Origin of the sequence: Arthrobacter sp. 2MCAF15 (assembly GCF_052115605.1) — a bacterium.
GTDB lineage: Bacteria > Actinomycetota > Actinomycetes > Actinomycetales > Micrococcaceae > Arthrobacter.
The window spans coordinates 131144-149798 of sequence record NZ_JBFRGZ010000006.1; the positions used below are offsets into that span (position 1 = coordinate 131144).

Annotated in this window: 16 protein-coding genes; 3 read left to right on the plus strand and 13 right to left on the minus strand. The window is 68.6% G+C overall.

From position 1 onward, the window contains the following. Nucleotides 1–21: 21 nt before the first annotated feature. From AB4089_RS09350 to AB4089_RS09360, 3 genes are read left to right on the plus strand one after another with little or no spacing between them, the layout of a single operon-like run. Nucleotides 22–891: an aldo/keto reductase gene (locus AB4089_RS09350; protein WP_441409007.1), complete on the plus strand. Its 870-nt coding sequence runs from the start codon at nt 22–24 to the stop codon at nt 889–891. A gap of 12 nt (nt 892–903) precedes the next feature. Further along, entirely contained in the window at nt 904–1830 is a 927-nt protein-coding gene (locus tag AB4089_RS09355; RefSeq protein ID WP_441409008.1) for an alpha/beta fold hydrolase, read from the plus strand. Then, nucleotides 1827–2912, plus strand: coding sequence for a glycosyltransferase family 4 protein (locus tag AB4089_RS09360; RefSeq protein WP_441409009.1), 1086 nt, complete (start codon nt 1827–1829; stop codon nt 2910–2912). Before AB4089_RS09355 ends, AB4089_RS09360 begins: the two co-directional genes overlap by 4 nt. 182 nt (nt 2913–3094) lie before the next feature. Here the strand turns inward: AB4089_RS09360 and AB4089_RS09365 are convergent, their stop codons facing one another. From AB4089_RS09365 to pyrR, 13 genes are all read right to left on the minus strand, one after another. Then, the gene (locus AB4089_RS09365; protein ID WP_441409010.1) at nt 3095–5266 is read right to left on the minus strand and encodes a primosomal protein N'; all 2172 of its coding nucleotides are present in this window, start codon (nt 5264–5266) and stop codon (nt 3095–3097) included. A 195-nt stretch (nt 5267–5461) separates the two neighbouring features. Beyond that, complete coding sequence (gene metK / locus AB4089_RS09370; RefSeq protein WP_441409011.1) at nt 5462–6697, minus strand: methionine adenosyltransferase; 1236 nt, start codon at nt 6695–6697, stop codon at nt 5462–5464. A gap of 76 nt (nt 6698–6773) precedes the next feature. Beyond that, complete coding sequence (locus tag AB4089_RS09375) at nt 6774–8090, minus strand: bifunctional phosphopantothenoylcysteine decarboxylase/phosphopantothenate synthase (protein WP_441409012.1); 1317 nt, start codon at nt 8088–8090, stop codon at nt 6774–6776. Between the two features lie 52 nt (nt 8091–8142). After that, nucleotides 8143–8403, minus strand: a complete 261-nt coding sequence (rpoZ, locus tag AB4089_RS09380) for a DNA-directed RNA polymerase subunit omega (RefSeq protein WP_090581074.1) — start codon at nt 8401–8403, stop codon at nt 8143–8145. A gap of 39 nt (nt 8404–8442) precedes the next feature. Next, nucleotides 8443–9015, minus strand: coding sequence for a guanylate kinase (gmk, locus tag AB4089_RS09385; RefSeq protein ID WP_441409013.1), 573 nt, complete (start codon nt 9013–9015; stop codon nt 8443–8445). Nucleotides 9016–9053: 38 nt separating this feature from the next. After that, nucleotides 9054–9371, minus strand: coding sequence for an integration host factor, actinobacterial type (gene mihF / locus AB4089_RS09390; RefSeq protein ID WP_441409014.1), 318 nt, complete (start codon nt 9369–9371; stop codon nt 9054–9056). Between the two features lie 181 nt (nt 9372–9552). Beyond that, nucleotides 9553–10419, minus strand: coding sequence for an orotidine-5'-phosphate decarboxylase (pyrF, locus tag AB4089_RS09395; RefSeq protein ID WP_441409015.1), 867 nt, complete (start codon nt 10417–10419; stop codon nt 9553–9555). Beyond that, nucleotides 10412–13711 carry a carbamoyl-phosphate synthase large subunit gene (carB, locus tag AB4089_RS09400; protein ID WP_441409016.1) on the minus strand — a complete coding sequence of 1100 codons (3300 nt, stop codon included), beginning with the start codon at nt 13709–13711 and terminating at the stop codon, nt 10412–10414. The genes pyrF and carB overlap by 8 nt, the downstream gene beginning before the upstream one ends. Next, complete coding sequence (carA, locus tag AB4089_RS09405) at nt 13711–14955, minus strand: glutamine-hydrolyzing carbamoyl-phosphate synthase small subunit (RefSeq protein WP_441409017.1); 1245 nt, start codon at nt 14953–14955, stop codon at nt 13711–13713. The genes carB and carA overlap by 1 nt, the downstream gene beginning before the upstream one ends. Nucleotides 14956–15007: 52 nt before the next feature. Beyond that, complete coding sequence (locus tag AB4089_RS09410; protein ID WP_441409076.1) at nt 15008–15526, minus strand: PH-like domain-containing protein; 519 nt, start codon at nt 15524–15526, stop codon at nt 15008–15010. Then, nucleotides 15526–16896 (minus strand): dihydroorotase, encoded by a 1371-nt coding sequence (locus tag AB4089_RS09415; RefSeq protein WP_441409018.1) that lies wholly within the window; start codon nt 16894–16896, stop codon nt 15526–15528. The genes AB4089_RS09410 and AB4089_RS09415 overlap by 1 nt, the downstream gene beginning before the upstream one ends. Further along, nucleotides 16896–17981: an aspartate carbamoyltransferase catalytic subunit gene (locus tag AB4089_RS09420; protein WP_441409019.1), complete on the minus strand. Its 1086-nt coding sequence runs from the start codon at nt 17979–17981 to the stop codon at nt 16896–16898. Before AB4089_RS09420 ends, AB4089_RS09415 begins: the two co-directional genes overlap by 1 nt. Further along, nucleotides 17978–18577 carry a bifunctional pyr operon transcriptional regulator/uracil phosphoribosyltransferase PyrR gene (gene pyrR / locus AB4089_RS09425; RefSeq protein ID WP_441409020.1) on the minus strand — a complete coding sequence of 200 codons (600 nt, stop codon included), beginning with the start codon at nt 18575–18577 and terminating at the stop codon, nt 17978–17980. The genes AB4089_RS09420 and pyrR overlap by 4 nt, the downstream gene beginning before the upstream one ends. Nucleotides 18578–18655 lie beyond the last annotated feature (78 nt).

Consider the following 18655-nt stretch of genomic DNA (forward strand, 5'->3'; position numbering starts at 1 on the left):
CCAGTGGGTAGAGTCGTTGTCATGAAACTTTCCCCCGGGCTGGCCCTGAACAACGGCGTATTGATCGACCGGCTGGGATTCGGGCTGTACAAGGTCCCCCCGGCCGACGCCGCCAACCTGGTGACCATGGCCATCGAGGCCGGTTACCGGCACTTCGACACCGCCGCCATGTATGGCAACGAGACCGGCGTCGGCAAGGGAATCGGCGCCCTGTCCGGATTTGAGGGCACCGGCGGCGGCCCCGGGGAAACCGCACCGTTTGTATCCCGCCAGGACCTCTTCGTCACCACTAAGGTCTGGAATGACGACCACGGCTACGACGCGACCATGCGGGCCTTCGACACGTCGATCTCCAACCTCGGCCTGGAGTACGTCGACCTGTACCTGATCCATTGGCCGTGCGCGCGGCGTGGGTTGTTCCCGGAAACGTACCGGGCGCTTGAGACGCTGTACCGCGAGGGCAAGGTCCGGGCGATCGGCGTCTCCAACTTCCAGCCGCAGCACCTGGACCGGCTCCTGGACACCGCGGAGGTTGTCCCCGCCGTGAACCAGATCGAGCTTCATCCCTGGCTGCAGCAGGACGAACTGCGGGCAAAGCACGAGCCCCTGGGCATCCGCACGGAGGCGTGGAGTCCCCTGGGACGCGGCCAGGTGCTGAAAGACCCGGTCATTCTGGCCCTCGCCGCCGAACACGACCGCACTCCGGCGCAGATTATTCTCCGCTGGCACCTGCAGCTGGGCAACATCGCGATCCCCAAGGCCAGCTCGTCCGGGCGGATCCGGGAAAACTTTGAGGTCTTCGACTTTGAGCTCTCCCCGCTGGACATGTCGGAGATGGCGGGCCTCGAACGCGGCTTCCGGACCGGCTCCCACCCCGACAACGTCGCATAGGAATCAATCCAAATGGAACAAGTGGACACCGGGTCCTCACGCACGCCGCTGATCAGCAGCGGACTCGAAGCCCGCACCCGGGCCGAGTCCGTTGACGTTGACGGCGCCCGTACCGCCTATTGGGTCTACGAACCCGTCCGGGTCACGGCGGAGACCCGGACCATCCTGGTGGTGCACGGTTTCCGCGGCGACCACCACGGCCTGCTCCGGGTAGCAGACCAGTTGACGGAGATGCGCCTGATCATGCCGGACCTGCCCGGCTTCGGCAGCTCGGCCGCCTTCGAGGGGACCGAGCACAGTGTCCGCGCGTACGGTGGTTTCCTCGGCAGTTTCATGGCTGCACTGGGTCTGGGTGCGGACACGGTCCTGCTGGGACATTCGTTCGGTTCAATCATCGCCAGCCACTTCGTAGCGGCGAACCCCGGCGCCGTGGCCGAACTGATCCTGGTCAATCCCATCGCGGCGCCGGCGCTCGAGGGCCCCAAAGGCCTCATGACAAAGCTCGCGGTGCTCTACTACGAGGCTGCAGCGCGACTCCCCCGGCGGTTCGGGCTCGCCCTGCTGCGCAGCCAGGCGATCGTCCGGGTAATGAGCGTGGCCATGGCCAAGACCGGGGATAAGGATATCCGCAGGTTCGTCCACGCCCAGCACAGCGCCTATTTCTCCTCTTTCGCGGACCGGGACACCCTGCTGCAGGCCTTCAAGGCCTCGGTCGGGAGCAATGTCTCCGAGGTGGCCGCTGAACTTTCGCTGCCCGTGCTGCTGATCGCGGGCGAGAAGGATGAGATCGCCATGCTGGCGGACCAGCACAAACTCGCGGCGCTGCTGCCGGACGGGAGGCTGGAAGTCATTCCCGGCGTCGGGCATTTGATCCACTACGAAACCCCCGAACCCGCCGCCCGCTATATCCGACGCTTCCTAAAGGACCACGCCGCGTGAAGATTCTCATTGATGCCCGCTTCACCCGGCTGGACCACCACGACGGCATCAGCCGCTACGGCGCCAGCCTGATCGCAGCAGCCGCAAAGATCGCGGACGTCTCGATGCTGATCAGCGACCCCCGCCAGCTCGCGCTCCTGCCCGACGTACCGTACACCGTGATCAACAGCCCCCTGTCACCGGCGGAACTCTTCGTGGCGGCGAGGGTCAACAAGCTGGGCGCGGACGTGGTGGTGTGCCCCATGCAGACCATGGGCAGCTGGGGACGCAAATACGCCCTGGTGCTGACCCTGCACGACCTCATTTACTACGAGCACCCCGCCCCGCCCGGGTTCCTGCCGGCTCCGGTCCGGGTCCTGTGGCGGCTGTACCACAAGGCCTTCTGGCCCCAGCGGCTCCTGCTGGACAGGGCCGACATCGTGGCGACCATCAGTTCCACCACGGCGGCCCTGATGGCCAAGTACCGGCTCACCCGGCGCCCGGTCAGAATTGTCGGCAACGCCCCCCAGCACGGCCACACACCGCGCGACCCCGGGGCGGGGGCCGACAAGACGCTGCTCTATATGGGTTCCTTCATGCCCTACAAGAACGTGGAGACGATGATCCTGGGCATGGCGGAACTGCCGGACATGACCCTCCACCTGCTGAGCCGGATCGCCCCGGAGCGGCGGGCGGAACTGGAGGCACTGGCTCCGGAGGGGGCCAACATCATCTTCCACAACGGCGTGAGTGACGCCGAGTACGAGGCACTCCTGGCGCGCACCACCGCCCTGATCAGCCTGTCCCGGGCCGAGGGCTACGGACTGCCGCTGGTCGAGGCGATGTCGCACGGCACGCCGGTGATCGCCAGCGACATCCCGATCTTCCGGGAGGTCGGCGATGACGCCGTCAGCTACGTGCACCCGGACTCGCCCGCGGAGTTTGCCGAGGCCGTGCGCCGCCTCGAGGACCCTGCCCTGTGGAAGGCCCGGTCCCTCCGTGCGGTGGAGCGGGCGGCCGACTTCAGCTGGGATGAGTCCGCCCGGCGGCTCGTGGCGGTCGCCGAAGAGGCCGTCGCGCTCCGGGGCCGGACCAAGAACTAGCTCACGCGCCGGCTTCAGCGCGCTGGCCACCGGGCTCGGGGAACCGCGCCGAAATTCCCCACCTTTGACACCGCAACCCCGCGACACGCCGCTGTTACTGGCCGGCACGCCGCCGGAGGCTGCCAAAGGTGGGGAATCTGGGCGGCGCGGCAGCTCTCCTGGCGAGCTCGCCCGATGGCCTGTTAGAGGACGTCCACACCGTCCAGGCGCAGCTGCACCGGGTCGTCGCTGCGCTTGGCCGCGGCTGCCGCCTTGACCGCGCGCAGGACGGCCGTGGCCTCGGCGGCCTGGGCGTAGGGGATGAACAGCAGGGTCCGGACCTCCTCGCCGGAATCCCGCGGTCCTGGTTCCCCCTGCGCTGAGCGCCCTCCCGCGGCGGCCGGCAGTATCAGGGGCGCGGGTCCGGCCGTCCGAAGGACGGTTCCGTGCACCGCCAGCCGGTGCTCTACGGCGTCGGTGAAGTGCCCGACGGCGGTCCTGCCCCCGGTGACGGAGGCGACCCGCACGGCGGGCGGCAGCTGCAGCTCCTGCCGCAGCGCCAGTTCCCGGCTCGCGTACCCGGCAGGATCCCAGCGCAGCAGGGCGCCAACCCCGGCAGCGTCGTCGGCGGTGATGACCACCAGGCCGCCCTCGGGTGCCGGCCGCACCAGGGCTGCGGCGTTGAACCAGCGGCGCACTGCGTCCTCCCCCGCCCTCAGGTTTTCCCGGCGCAGCAACGAGTCGCCGTCGAGCAGCAGGGCCGCGGCGTACCCGCCGGTGGCCACCGGCTCGGCACCGACGGTGGCCACCACGAGTGACTTCGTCGCCGCGACGGTGGCCTTGACGTGATCTCCCGAGGAGGTGATGACCGGTGTTCCCGGAAACGCCCGGCCCAGCTCCTCCGCCGTCCGGAGGGCCCCCGTGGCGCCACGCCGGAGCCGGACACCGTTGCAGGTACCACAGCGCCATGACGGGGCCGGCGATGAGCACCAGCGGCATTGCGGCACGGCGCTGCTCCCGCCCGGCCCGGCGATCGCCAGGGGCCCGCTGCAGGCGGTGCAGCGGGCCGGTTCCCGGCAGGTTTCGCACACCAGCGAGGGGGCGTAGCCGGCTCGGGCCACCTGGACCAGGACCGGGCCGCGTTCCAGGCCTTCCTTGGCCGTCCGCCAGGCCGCGCCCGGGAGGCGGGCGATGCGGGCCAGCGGGTCACGTTCCTGTTCAAAGCTGTCCGCCGTGTTCAGTACGCGCGGGACCGTCCGGCGGAGGACGGTTCGCTCCGCTTCCACGGCCTGTGCCCAGCCGGAGGCGACCAGCCGTTCCGTTTCGGTGCTGCGGGAGTGGGCCGCGAGCAGGCAAGCGGCTCCCTCCTGGCCTGCGCGGAGGAGGAGGACTTCGCGGGAGTGCGCGTACGGGGACCGTTGTTCGATGTGGAGGTCATCGCCGTCGTCCCAGCAGACCACGAGCCCCAGGTTCGGCACCGGGGCGTAGGCCGCGGAACGCGTGCCCACGGCGACCCCGGCCGCGCCGCTGAGGACGCGCAGGAAGCTGCGGTAGCGCGGGGTCTGGCCATCGTCCGCGGTAAGCCGGGCGACGTCGCCGGCGGGAAGGAGTTCCAGCAGGGCGGACTCCACCCGGTCCAGGTCCCGGTAGTCGGGCACCACCACGACGGCGCCGCGGCCGGAGATCCGCACGGCGGCCACGGCCTCGGCGACCATCCGCGGCCAGCCGCCGGGCCCGTAGCCCTGGAGGGCGGTCAGCACGGCCCTGGGCGACTCCCCCGCGGCCAGGTGGGCCAGGAACGCCTGACCGTTGCGGTACGGGGCCCAGACGCTGCCTGCGGCCCGTGAGGGCAGCGACGCGGAGGTCGCAAGACCGGCCATCTCAGTACCGAACAGCTCGGGGTCGAGCCGGCCGTCCGGGGCGAATTCCTTTTCGAGCTTGGCCATGCGTGGCGGCACGGCAACGCGCAGGACGTCGCTGACCGTTCCGGCGTACCGGGAGGCGATACGGCCGGCGAGTTCGGCTACGGCGGGGGTCAGCACCGGCACGGACGACAGTACTTTGTGCAGTGGCACGAGCGGGTGGCCGGCGTCGGACGCGGCGGTGCGCTCCAGGACGTATCCGGGCAGTTCCTGGCCGTTGAACTTGACCTTGACCCGCACCCCGGGCAGGGCCTGGGTGTCGAGGGTGGCAGGCACGCTGTAGTCGAAGGGCCGGTCCAGGTGTGGCAGCGAGGATTCGATCAGCACCCGCGCCACCGGCAGCTGGGCGGCGAGGGCTGGCCCGGGCGCTTCCGCGGCGGATACGGGGAAGCCCTGGAGCAGGGACAGCTGCTGGGGTTCGCCGGGCGCGCCGCCGGTGGGATTGGGACTCACGCGCACCTCCCTTGGGCTAAATGGCGGTTTCTCAAATGCACTGTAGCCAGGCCACCGGAAGGCGGCCTGGCTACAGCAGATCACACAGCACTGACAAATAACTCAACGGCAAACGCACATCGTGAAAACGCACGCCCTGAAAACGGACCGTCCGGCCAGTTTCCCTGCCGGATTCACCCCGCGTATCCGGCGGACTTAGGCGTTGAAGAACGCCTTCAGCTCGTCCACCCGGTCCAGGCGTTCCCAGGTGAAGTCCGGATCTTCGCGGCCGAAGTGCCCGTGGGCTGCGGTCTTGGCGTAGATCGGGCGCTTGAGGTCGAGGGCGTCGATGATGGCCCGCGGGCGAAGGTCGAAGATCTCGGCGATCGCGGCGCTGATCCGCGCCGGGTCCACGGTTTCGGTTCCGAACGTCTCCACGTAGGTACCCACCGGGCGGGCCTGTCCGATCGCGTACGCGATCTGGATTTCGGCGCGCTTGGCCAGGCCTGCGGCCACCACGTTCTTGGCGACCCAGCGCATGGCGTAGGCGGCTGAGCGGTCCACCTTCGACGGATCCTTGCCGGAGAACGCGCCGCCGCCGTGGCGGGCCATGCCGCCATAGGTGTCGACGATGATCTTGCGGCCGGTGAGGCCGGCGTCGCCCACGGGGCCGCCAATGACGAAGGCGCCCGCGGGGTTCAGGATGTTGCGGGTCCGGGAGATGTCCAGGTTGGACAGCGCCATGACCGGCTCCACCACGTGCTTGGCGAGGTCGGCGCGGAGCTGGTCGAGGCTGGTGCCTTCGGCGTGCTGGCTGGAGATGACCACGGTCTCCACGGAAACCGGCCGGTCGCCGTCGTAGCCCACGGTGACCTGGGTCTTGCCGTCCGGGCGCAGGTAGCCGAGTTCGCCGTTCTTGCGGACCTCGGTGAGGCGCTCGGAGAGCCGGTGCGCGAGCCAGATCGGCACGGGCATGTAGGACGGGGTCTCGTCGCTGGCGTAGCCGAACATGAGACCCTGGTCGCCGGCGCCCTGGAGGTCGTAGTCGTCTTCCTGGCGTCCCTCGCGGGCTTCGAGCGAGTTGAACACGCCGCCGGCGATGTCGTTGGACTGCTGGCCGATCGATACCGAGACGCCGCAGCGGGCGCCGTCGAAGCCGTTGGCCGAGGAGTCGTAGCCGATGCCCAGGATGGTCTCGCGGACAATCTGGGGGATCTCGACATAGGCGTCCGTGGTGACCTCGCCGGCCACGTGAACCAGCCCGGTGGTGGCCAGCGTTTCGACGGCTACGCGGGATTCGGGGTCCTTGTCCAGCAGGGCGTCCAGGATCGCATCGCTGATCTGGTCACAGATCTTGTCGGGGTGGCCCTCCGTCACCGACTCGGACGTAAAGAGCCGGAGCGCGGCGGGCGTGGACCCGTGGAAGTCGGGGATGTGCAGCGGTAAAGTCACTCAACTACCTTACTGGTTGGAAAACGGGCGTCCGGCGGCGTGTGTCCCCATGCTAAGGAGATGTTGGTTACGCCGGCTAGGCCGGCGGTACTGCCCGGCTCAGCTCGGCGCTGATCCGGTCGATCACGGCAGCCGCGACGTCGGATTTGGAACCCGACGCCTCTTGGGGTTCGGAGCCGGCACGGGAAAGGATGACCACGGAGTTCGTGTCTTCGCCAAAGACCTTGTCCCGGCCCACCTGGTTGACCACCAGCAGGTCACAGGCCTTCCGGTGCAGCTTGGCCAGGGCGTACTCGAGGACATCTCCCCCGGCATCGCCTGTTTCGGCGGCGAAGCCGACAATCAGCTGATGCCGGGACGCGGCGTCGCGGACCTCAACGAGTTCCCGCAGGATGTCCGGGTTGCGCACCAGGTTGATGACGGGATCGGCGACGTCGTCGCGCTTCTTGATCTTGGTGCCGGAGACGTCCGCCGGGCGGAAGTCCGCGACGGCGGCGGCCATGATGACGACGTCGGAGTCGGCGGCCGCGTGCAGGGCCGCCTCCCGCAGCTCCAGGGCCGTCTCGACCTGGACGAGTTCGGCACCGACGGGCGCCGGAACCTCCATGTGGGCGGCCAGCAGGCGGACGCGGGCGCCGGCCTCAAGGGCGGCCGCGGCCAGGGCCACGCCCTGCTTGCCCGAGGAGCGGTTGCCGAGGAAACGCACGGGGTCCAGCGGTTCACGGGTGCCGCCGGCGCTGATGGTGACCGTCAGCCCGGCCAACGGGCGGCCGGCGGGAGGCCCGGCAACCAGCGCCGGATCCGCGGCGGCGGATGCCGGCACGGCGTCTGCCGGCGTCAGGGAGGACGTGCCGGGCACGGCGGATGCCCCGGCGAGGGCCAGGGCGGCGGTGAAGATCGCCTCCGGTTCGGGCAGCCTGCCGGGGCCGGAGTCGGCTCCGGTCAGCCGGCCGCTCGCGGGTTCCAGCACGGTGATGCCGCGGCTGCGCAGGGTTTCGACGTTTGCCTGGGTGGCCTGGTGCTGCCACATTTCGGTGTGCATGGCCGGGGCCATGAGGACGGGGCAGTCGCCGGCCATCAGCAGCGTGTTGGTGAGGAGGTCATCGGCCTGGCCGGTGGCCGCGCGGGCCAGGAGATCGGCGGTGGCCGGTGCCACGACGATCAGGTCAGCCTCGTGGCCGAGCCGGACATGGTTGACCGTGTGGACGGCGTCGAACACGCTGTTGCTCACCGGGTGCCCGGACAGGGCCTCCCACGTGGCAACGCCGACGAAGCGGGTGGCCGACTCGGTAGGGATGACCGTGACGTCATGCCCGGCTTCAGTAAAAAGCCGGAGGAGCGATGCCACCTTGTAGGCGGCAATCCCTCCCCCGACTCCGAGGACTATGCGCACGTGATCTCCGTCAACAGGCAGTCTGTTTACCTTGCTATTCCCGCGAAGGGAATTACTCCGCGGCTTCGATCGGCGTGGAAACGAGCTTGCCTTCGTTGATCTCGCGCAGCGCGATCGACAGGGACTTCTCGTTCAGCTTGGTGTCGACCAGCGGACCAACGTACTCAAACAGGCCCTCGTGCAGCTGGGCGTAGTACGCGTTGATCTGGCGTGCGCGCTTGGCACCGAAAATCACCAGTCCGTACTTCGAGTCGGCGGCCTTCAGCAGCTCGTCGATCGGCGGGTTGATGATGCCTTCAAGGTTCGTGGACACGAATTCTCCAAATTCTAACGGGCTGATGGCTTTCCGCGGCTAGCGCGGGTGGGGGGTCAGCCCCATGAGTGAAACAAGCTCGTCCGCTGCCCGGCGAACGTCGTCATTAATGACGGTGTGGTCGAACTCCGGTTCAGCAGCAAGCTCTACTTTACCGGTTTCCAGCCGTCGCTGCTGTTCTTCGGCGCTTTCCGTGCCGCGGCCCACAAGCCGGCGCACCAATTCATCCCAGCTGGGCGGCGCAAGGAACACGAACTGCGCATCCGGAACGGCTTGCCTTACTTGGCGTGCTCCCTGCAGATCGATTTCCAGCAGTACCGGGCGGCCCTCGGCGATGGCCTGGTTGACCGTGCTCTTCAGGGTGCCATAGGTGTTCTGTCCGTGCACCACGGCCCATTCAAGCAGTTCGCCGGCAGCCACCAGGGACTCGAACTCCTCCTTGGACTTGAAGAAGTAGTGCACCCCGTCGATTTCCCCGGGCCGCGGAGCCCGGGTGGTAGCGGACACTGACAGCCACACCTCGGGGTAGTTGTCGCGAATATAGGTGGACACGGTGCCTTTGCCAACAGCCGTCGGGCCGGCGAGGACTGTCAGTCCCGGTTTCTTGCTCACATATTCCTTTGGGCGTTGGGGCAGCTCAGCGAACCAAGCTATTTGTCGTCAATAAAATCTACCAGCGCCCGGCGCTGGTGGATTCCCAGGCCGCGGACGCGCCGGGATTGCGCGATGCCGAGCTGGTCCATGATGGCCGCGGCACGGACCCGGCCGATCCCAGGCAGGGCCTCCAGCAGCTCCACGATCCGCATGCGGGCAATGGCGTCGTCGGTTTCCGCGGCATCGATGACGTTGGCGATGGTCAGCGCTCCCGTCTTCAGGCGCTCCTTGGCCTCGGCCCTGGTGGCCCTTGCGGCAGCGGCCTTGCGAAGGGCATCGGAACGCTCCTGCGGAGTGAGGGGTTTCAAGCTCACTGAGGTCCTCCCTGCATGGCGGGACGGGGCACCCGTGCCCTTGCCCTGAACCTACCCGCTGGCGGAGGCAGAAATCAATGGAAATCTGCAGCCGTCCCGGCAGGTCAAAAGCCCAGTTCCCTAACAGGACAGCACGCAGCCCGGGTCCGGTATCTCCGGTCCCGGGCCGGCCCGGCGGCGGCTAGGCTGCGAGGAGTTCGTCGAGGGTGCGCCGTGCGGCATCCCGGAGCTGCTGCAGCTGCGGTCCGGCGCCGAGGATGTCCCGGCTCGAGGTGCCCAGGACCTGCGGATAGGCCGCACCGAAAGTGCGGCGCAGATCCGCAGCGGTTGCGCCCTGCGCTCCCAGCCCGGGGGCCAGGATGGGCCCGCGGACCGCCGCCAGGTCCAGATTCAGAGCGGTCAGGGCGGAGCCCACCGTGGCGCCGACCACAAGGCCCACGGAACCGAGGGAACCGTCGTAGCGGCGGTTCTCCGCCGCGGCCGCCTCCGTGATCCGCCGCGCGACGGAATCCGCCCCGCCGACGTGCTGCACCGAGGCGCCTTCCGGGTTGGAGGTTAGCGCGAGGACGAACACGCCCCGCCCGGTCTCGGCGGCCAGGTCCAGGGCGGGCCGCAGCGACTCAAAGCCCAGGTACGGGCTCAAGGTAACCGAATCCGCGGCAAGGGCCGAGCCGTCCCGCAGCCAGGCGTCGGCGTAGGCGGCCATGGTGGAGCCGATGTCGCCGCGCTTGGCGTCCGCGATGGTCAGAACGGAGGCCTCCGCGGCAGCGGCCAGGGTGCGTTCGAGCACGGCCATGCCGGCGGAGCCGTGCCGCTCGTACAGCGCCACTTGCGGCTTCACCGCGGCAGCGAGGGAGGCCACCGCCTCCAGGACGGTCAGCGAAAAGCGTTCCAGCCCGGCGGCGTCGTCGGTCAGACCCCATTGCTGCAGCAGCGCCGGATGCGGGTCGATGCCGACGCACAGCGGTCCGCGGTCCGCCATGGCCCGGCCCAGCCGGGAGCCGAAGGACTCCCGGCCGGGCGTTACTGCGGTGGCTGCCTCAGGCATCCTGGAGGGCCTTGAGGTTCGCGGCGTGCTCCTGCAGGCTCGTGACGGACCATTCGTAGGTGCGCAGCGCCTCGATGGCCTGGACGGCGGCGTTGAACTCGGCCACGGTGGTGATGCACGGGATGCCGATCGAGGTCGCGGCGGCGCGCAGTTCGTAACCGTCGCTGCGGGCCTCGCCACCGGAGGGGGTGTTGAAGACCATGTCGATTTCGCCGGCAATGATGAGGTCCGCGATGGTGCCTTCGCCTTCGGCGCTGGAGCCCTCGGCGACCTTCCTGACCGGGGTGGCCTGGATGCCGTTGCGGCGCAGCACGTCGGCCGTGCCGCCGGTGGAGACGATCTCGAAGCCGAGGTCCGAAAGCCGTTTGACGCCCATGATGACCGAGCGCTTGTCCCGGTTAGCCACGGAGACGAAGATCTTGCCCTCGGTGGGCAACGCGTTGTTGGCGGCCGCCTGGCTCTTGGCGAAGGCCGTGTCGAAGTGCTTGTCGATGCCCATGACCTCGCCCGTGGAGCGCATTTCCGGGCCAAGCAGGGAGTCGACCACCTTGCCCTCCGGGGTGCGGAAGCGGCTGAAGGGCAGCACGGCTTCCTTGACCGAGACCGGTGCATCCAGCGGCAGCGTGGAGCCGTCGCCGGATTCGGGCAGCATCTTGTAGGCCGAGCGGAGCTGGTTGATGGTGACGCCGGTGCCGATCAGGGCCGCGGCCTTGGCCATCTGGACACCGGTGGCCTTGGAGACGAACGGCACGGTGCGGGAGGCCCGCGGGTTGGCTTCCAGGACGTAGAGCACGTCGGAGGCCAGGGCGAACTGGATGTTGATCAGGCCGCGGACGCCCACGCCCTCGGCGATGGCCAGGGTGGCGGTCCGGACCCGTTCCAGCACGTTGTTGCCCAGGGTGATCGGCGGCAGGACGCAGGCCGAGTCGCCGGAGTGGATGCCGGCCTCCTCGATGTGTTCCATGATGCCGCCGAGGTACATCTCCGTGCCGTCGTAGAGGGCGTCGACGTCGATCTCGACGGCGTCCTCCAGGAACCTGTCGATCAGGACCGGGTGGTCCGGGGTGATTTCGGTGGCGTTGGCGATGTAGCGGGAGAGGTTGGGCTCGTCGTAGACGATCTCCATGCCGCGGCCGCCGAGCACGTAGGACGGGCGGACCAGGACCGGGTAGCCGATCTCGTCGGCGATCTTCTTGGCGTCCTCGAAGGACACGGCGGTGCCGTTCTTCGGTGAGACGAGCCCTGCCTTGTCCAGTACGCGGGAGAACGCGCCACGGTGTTCGGCGAGGTCGATCGCTTCCGGCGAGGTGCCCAGGATCGGCACGCCGGCGTCGGCCAGCTGCTGGGCGAGCTTGAGCGGGGTCTGGCCGCCGAGCTGGACGAAGACGCCCATGACGCCGCCGGTGCGCTCCTCGGCCGCGATGACCTCGAGGACGTCCTCGAGGGTGAGCGGTTCGAAGTACAGGCGGGTGGAGACGTCGTAGTCGGTGGAGACGGTCTCGGGGTTGCAGTTGACCATGACTGTCTCGTAGCCGGCCTTGCGCAGCGCCATGGAGGCGTGGACGCAGGAGTAGTCGAACTCGATGCCCTGGCCGATCCGGTTCGGCCCGGAGCCGAGGATGATGATGGACGGCTTGGCGTGCAGCGCGACCTCGTCCTCCTCGTCGTAGGAGGAGTAGTGGTAGGGCGTGTAGGCGGCGAACTCGGCGGCGCACGTGTCCACGGTCTTGTAGACCGGGCGGATGCCGAGGGCCTGCCGGACACCGCGGACCACGTCCTCGGAATTGTGGGTCAGGGCGCCGATCTGCTCGTCGGAGAAGCCGTGCCGCTTGGCGCGGGTCAGCATTTCCGGGGTCAGGGCCGCGGCCTGCCGGATTTCGAGGGAGATCTCGTTGAGGAGCTGGAGCTGGTCCAGGTACCAGGGGTCGATCTTGGTGGCCTCGAAGAGCTGCTCCACGGTGGCGCCGCCGAGCAGGGCCCGCTGGACCTGGTGCAGGCGCTCGGTGGTGGGCCGCTTTGCCTTCTCGATCAGCTCCGCGACTTCCCATTCCGGGACGTGGCTGAAGTCCAGCTGCGAGCCCTTCTGTTCGAGGGAGCGCAGGGCCTTCTGCAGCGCCTCGGTGAAGTTCCGGCCCATGGCCATGGCCTCGCCCACCGATTTCATGGTGGTGGTCAGGGTCGGATCCGCCGCCGGGAACTTCTCGAAGGCGAAGCGCGGGACCTTGACGACGACGTAGTCCAGGGTCGGCTCGAAGGACGCCGGGGTCTTCTGGGTGATGTCGTTCGGGATCTCGTCCAGGGTGTAGCCGAGGGAGAGCTTGGTGGCGATCTTGGCGATCGCGAAGCCGGTGGCCTTGGAGGCGAGGGCGGAGGAGCGGGAGACGCGCGGGTTCATCTCGATCACGACGACGCGGCCGGTGTCCGGCTCGACGGCGAACTGGATGTTGCAGCCGCCGGTGTCGACGCCGACTTCGCGGATGACGGCGATGGAGATGTCGCGCAGCCGCTGGTATTCGCGGTCCGTCAGGGTCAGTGCCGGCGCGACGGTGATCGAGTCGCCGGTGTGCACGCCGACCGGGTCGAAGTTCTCGATGGAGCAGACCACCACGACGTTGTCGTTCTTGTCCCGCATCATCTCGAGCTCGTATTCCTTCCAGCCGAGGATGCTCTCTTCGAGCAGCACCTCGCTGGTGGGGCTGTACTGCAGGCCCTGGCCGACGATCCGGCGGAGGTCGGCCTCATCGTAAGCCAGGCCGGAGCCGAGGCCGCCCATGGTGAAGGAGGGCCGGACGACCATGGGGTAGCCGAGGTCCTCGGCCGCGGCGAGGGCCTCGTCGATGGTGTGGATGATGTGGCTGCGGGCCGATTCGGCGCCGCAGCGTTCCACGACGCCCTTGAACTTCTCGCGGTCCTCGCCGAGTTCGATCGCGGCGATGTTGGCGCCGATCAGGTCGACGTTGTACTTTTCCAGGACGCCGTTCTTGTCCAGTGCGATGGCCGTGTTGAGTGCGGTCTGCCCGCCCAGGGTGGGCAGGACCGCGTCCGGGCGCTCCTTGGCGATGATCTTCTCGACCACCTCAGGGGTGATCGGCTCGATGTAGGTGGCGTCGGCGAACTCGGGGTCCGTCATGATGGTGGCCGGGTTGGAGTTCACGAGGATGACCCGCAGGCCCTCCTCCTTSAGGACGCGCAGTGCCTGGGTGCCGGAGTAGTCGAATTCGGCGGCCTGGCCGATCACGATCGGACCGGACCCGATGACCAGGACGCTCTTAAGGTCAGTTCTCTTGGGCATTACTTCTTGTCCTCAGTCTTGGATTCGGTGGCAGTCGTTGTGCCGGTCTCTGTCTTTGAAGGAGCGTCCGCCGTCTTTGAAGAAGCGTTCGCCATGAGTTCGATGAAGCGGTCGAAGAGGTAGGCGGCGTCGTGCGGGCCGGCCGCCGCTTCGGGGTGGTACTGCACGGAGAAGGCCGGGATGTCGAGGCAGTTGAGGCCCTCGACGACGTCGTCGTTGAGGCTCACGTGGCTGACCTCCACACGGCCGAAGCGCTCCTCGGGCGCCTGCGTGGCGCCGTTGAGCGGGGCGTCGACGGCGAAGCCGTGGTTCTGCGAGGTGATTTCGACCTTGCCGGTGCGGCGGTCCATGACCGGCTGGTTGAGGCCGCGGTGGCCGTAGCGCAGCTTGTAGGTGCCGAATCCGAGGGCGCGGCCCAGGATCTGGTTGCCGAAGCAGATGCCGAAGTACGGGATCTTCTCGTCGAGGACCGAGCGGAGCAGCTTGACCTGGTTGTCCGCGGTGGCGGGGTCGCCGGGGCCGTTGGACATGAAGAAGCCGTCGGGGTTGACGGCCTGGACGTCGGCGAGGGTTGCGGTGGCGGGCAGCACGTGCACCAGGACGCCGCGCTCGGCGAAACGGATGGGGGTCATGCGCTTGATGCCGAGGTCGATCGCGGCGATGCTGAACCGCGGCTCGCCGTCCCAGCCGAAGTCCTTGGGCTCCACCGTGTACGCGGCGTCCACGCTGACTTCCTCGGCGAGCCGGGAGCCTTCCATGGGCGCGCTGGCCAGGACGGCGTCGAGCAGTTCCTTGTCCGTGGCGCGGGCGGCGTCGCCGGAGAAGATGCCGGCGCGCATGGTCTTGTGTTCGCGCAGGTGGCGGGTGRTGGCCCGGGTGTCCACGCCCTGGATGCCGACGATTCCCTGTTCGACGAGTTCGTCATCGAGGGACCGTTCGGACCGCCAGTTGGAGGGCCGGCGGGCGGCGTCGCGGACGATGTAGCCGGCCACCCAGATGCGGCGGGACTCGGCGTCGTCGGCGTTGACGCCGGTGTTGCCAATGTGCGGCGCGGTCTGGACCACGAGCTGGCGCGCGTACGAGGGGTCCGTGATGGTCTCCTGGTAGCCGGTCATGCCGGTGGCGAAGACCGCCTCGCCGAGGGCGGTTCCGGTGGCGCCATAGCTGGTGCCGCGGAAAATCCGGCCGTCTTCGAGCACGAGGACTGCTGGGGTGGATGCTGCTGCAGCGTCGTTTGCTGTCACTGTTTTTTCTGTCTCTGTCTTTTCTGAAACTGCGTTGGATTCCGTCACGTCGTTACTTTCCACTATCGGCTTCCGCCTGAGGGGCTGCGGAGATCAAATCTTTGAGGGTGGCCAGGAGCAGGTCCTTCTCATCTGCCCGGCGGGTCCGGAAGCCGGTGTCCAGCTCGTGGGAGCCGAGCATCCAGCTGACCACCAGGAGGCCGTCCTTTTCCACGAACTTTCCGGCCATGCCGCTTTCCTGGCGCACGCCCGTGAGGCGGGCAGCCGGGATGAACACCGGCCCGGCACCGGCACGGTCGAAGAGCACACCGTCGGGGTGCACGCTGAGCGTGGCGTTGGTGCGGATGCCCAGGTTATGCACGGCGATGCGGTCCAGCCAGTCGCCGGCAGTGGTGGACACGACGTACTGCCCGTCGGCCGTGGCCAGCGGAGCGCCAAGTTCGTCGGGGACCTCGGGCAGGGGCTCGACGTCGGACTGGCGGCGCAGGCGGTTGCGCCAGCCGACCGCGATGAGGATCAGCGCCACGGCCGTCAGGACCACCGTGAAGAGCAGGGAAAGGTCCTTGACCATCACGGGCGGCCCGCCGGTCCGGCGTCGAGGGCCTCGGCCGGCCACCGGTACGGGGTGTTCAGTTGGCCGTCGAGCACGGTCGGGTGGCCCTTGAAGAACGTCGCCACCACCTTGCCGGGGAGTTCCCGGCCGGCAAACGGAGAGTTACGGCCCATGGTTGCCATCTTAGAAGGGTCCACGGTCCAGCGCGCAGCCGGGTCCACGAGTGTGACGTTGGCGGGTTCGCCGGGCTCGAGCGGGCGGCCCTGGTCCTCCAGCCGGCCGATCGCGGCCGGGGCGGTCGAGGTGACCCGGGCGAAGTCGTCCCAGCCCATCAGCCCGGTTTCGATCATGGTGTGCTGGACCACCGAGAGGGCGGTTTCCAGTCCGGTCATGCCCATGGCCGCCTGCGCCCATTCGCATTCCTTGTGTTCGCTCGGGTGCGGGGCGTGGTCGGTACCGACGACGTCGATCGTGCCGTCGGCCAGGGCGGCGCGGAGGGCCTGGACATCGGCGTCGGTGCGCAGCGGCGGGTTGACCTTGTAGACGGGGTCGTAGCTGCGGGCGAGCTCGTCGGTGAGCCAGAGGTGGTGCGGGGTGACCTCGGCCGTGACGTTGACGCCGCGGGACTTGGCCCAGCGGATGATTTCCACGGACCCGGCGGTGGAGACGTGGCAGACGTGCAGGCGGGAGCCGACGTGCTGGGCCAGGAGCACGTCGCGGGCGATGATGCTCTCTTCGGCGACGGCCGGCCAACCGGCCAGGCCCAGGACCGCGGAGACCTCGCCCTCATTCATCTGGGCGCCGGCGGTGAGGCGGGGTTCCTGTGCGTGCTGGGCCACGACGCCGTCGAACGCCTTGACGTACTCGAGCGCGCGCCGCATCAGCACGGGATCGTGGACGCAGATGCCGTCGTCCGAGAACACCCGCACGTGGGCGCGGGAGTCGGCCATGGCACCCAGTTCGGCGAGTTGCTCCCCCGCCAGGCCGACGGTGACGGCGCCCACGGGACGGACGTCCACCCAACCGGCGGTGCGGCCCAGGGTGAGTACCTGTTCGACGACGCCGGCGGTGTCCGCCACCGGGGTGCTGTTGGCCATCGCGTGGACGGCCGTGTAGCCGCCGAGGGCGGCGGCGCGGGTGCCGGTTTCGACAGTTTCGGCGTCTTCGCGGCCGGGTTCGCGCAGGTGGGTGTGGATGTCCACCATGCCGGGCAGGGCGACGAGGCCGGTGGCGTCGATTATGGTTGCGTCCCCGGCGTCCAGTTCCCGGCCGCGCGCGGCGATGACGCCGTCACGGACCAGGAGGTCCTCGGCTGCTCCGCCCAGGATCGCGGCGCCGCGGATCAGGTAGGCGCCGCTGTTGTCTGCGTTCTGCTGCTGTTGGGCCATCAGTGGCTCTCCTGGGGGGAATAAGTGGCGTTCGGATGGGCGGGGGACGCGGCCGCGGAGGCAGATACAGCCACCCCGGCGAGGGAGGCGGAGGCGGGTGCGACTGGTGCGGCGGCCGGTTCGCGGTTCTCGCCGGAGAGCAGCAGGTACAGTGCCGCCATCCGGATGGAGACGCCGTTGCGGACCTGCGCCAGCACCGTGGAGCGCGGCGAGTCCGCCGCGGCTGCGGAAATTTCCAGGCCGCGGTTCATGGGACCGGGGTGCATGATGATGGTGTCCTTGAGCCCCAGGCTGTCGAGGGCCCGGAGCCGGTTGTCGTCGAAGCCCCACCGGCGTGAGTATTCGCGGGTGGTCGGGAAGAAGGACGCGTTCATCCGTTCGCCCTGGACGCGGAGCATCATCATGGCGTCCACGCCCTGGGCGAGGGTCTCGTCGAGGTCGAAGCTGACGGCGCAGGGCCATTTTTCGACGCCGATGGGCAGCAGCGTGGGCGGCGCGACGAGTGTGACCTCGGCGCCGAGGGTGCGCAGCAGCCAGACGTTGGAGCGGGCCACGCGGGAGTGCAGGACGTCGCCCGCGATGGCGACGCGCATGCCCTGCAGGTCCGCCCCGGCCGACGGCTTGCCGGCCAGTTTGGCCCAGTGCCGGCGCATGGTGAACGCGTCCAGCAGTGCCTGGGTGGGGTGTTCGTGGGTGCCGTCGCCGGCGTTGATGATGGCGGCGTCGATCCAGTCGGTGGCGGCGAGCCGGTGCGGGGCGCCGGAGGCCCAGTGCCGGATGACGACGGCGTCGGCGCCCATCGCGGCGAGTGTCTGGGCGGTGTCCTTGAGGGACTCGCCCTTGGAGACGGAGGAGCCCTTCGCGGCGAAGTTGATGACGTCCGCGGAGAGCCGCTTGGCCGCGGCCTCGAAGGAGATCCGGGTGCGGGTGGAGTCCTCGAAGAAAAGGTTGACCACGGTGCGGCCGCGCAGGGCGGGGAGCTTCTTGACCTCACGCTCCCCGACGGCTGCCATTTCCTCGGCGGTGTCGAGGATGCGGATGGCGTTGTGCAGGCTCAGGTCTTCGGTGGAGAGCAGGTGCCTCATGCGGTGGCCTCGATAACCACTTCATTGACCGGGGCGCCGTCGACGCTGTCGGTTTCCTCGAGCCGGACACGGACCTTCTCGGAGGAGGACGTGGGCAGGTTCTTGCCGACGTGGTCCGCGCGGATGGGCAGTTCGCGGTGGCCACGGTCGATCAGCACCGCCAGGCGGACAATCCGCGGGCGGCCGAGGTCGATGATGGCATCCAGGGCTGCGCGGATGGTGCGTCCGGAGTAGAGGACGTCGTCGATGAGCACGACAACCTTGTTGTCGATCCCGGTGCGCGGCAGCTGGGTGGGGTACGGCGGCCGGGTGGGCTGGTGGGAGAGGTCATCGCGGAACATGGTGACGTCGAGCTGGCCGACGATCGCGGCGGCGTCCACGGTGGGATCGGCGGCGGCGATTTTGGCGGCGAGGCGGACGGCGAGGGGGTAGCCCCGGCGCGGGATGCCCAGCAGGACGAGGTCCTGGGAGCCCTTGTTGGCCTCGAGAATTTCATGGGCGATACGAGTGAGGGCGCGGTCGATGTCAGCCTGGTTGAGGACAACCCTGGTGAGCACAACCTTCGCCGGACCCGGTGCTGAAGGCACAGAAGTCAAAGCTCGTCTCCCCTTTCCCCGCCTCACGGGACGGAATTAAAAAAGGATTATTTGCTCTTTCAAATTACCACAGCGGGG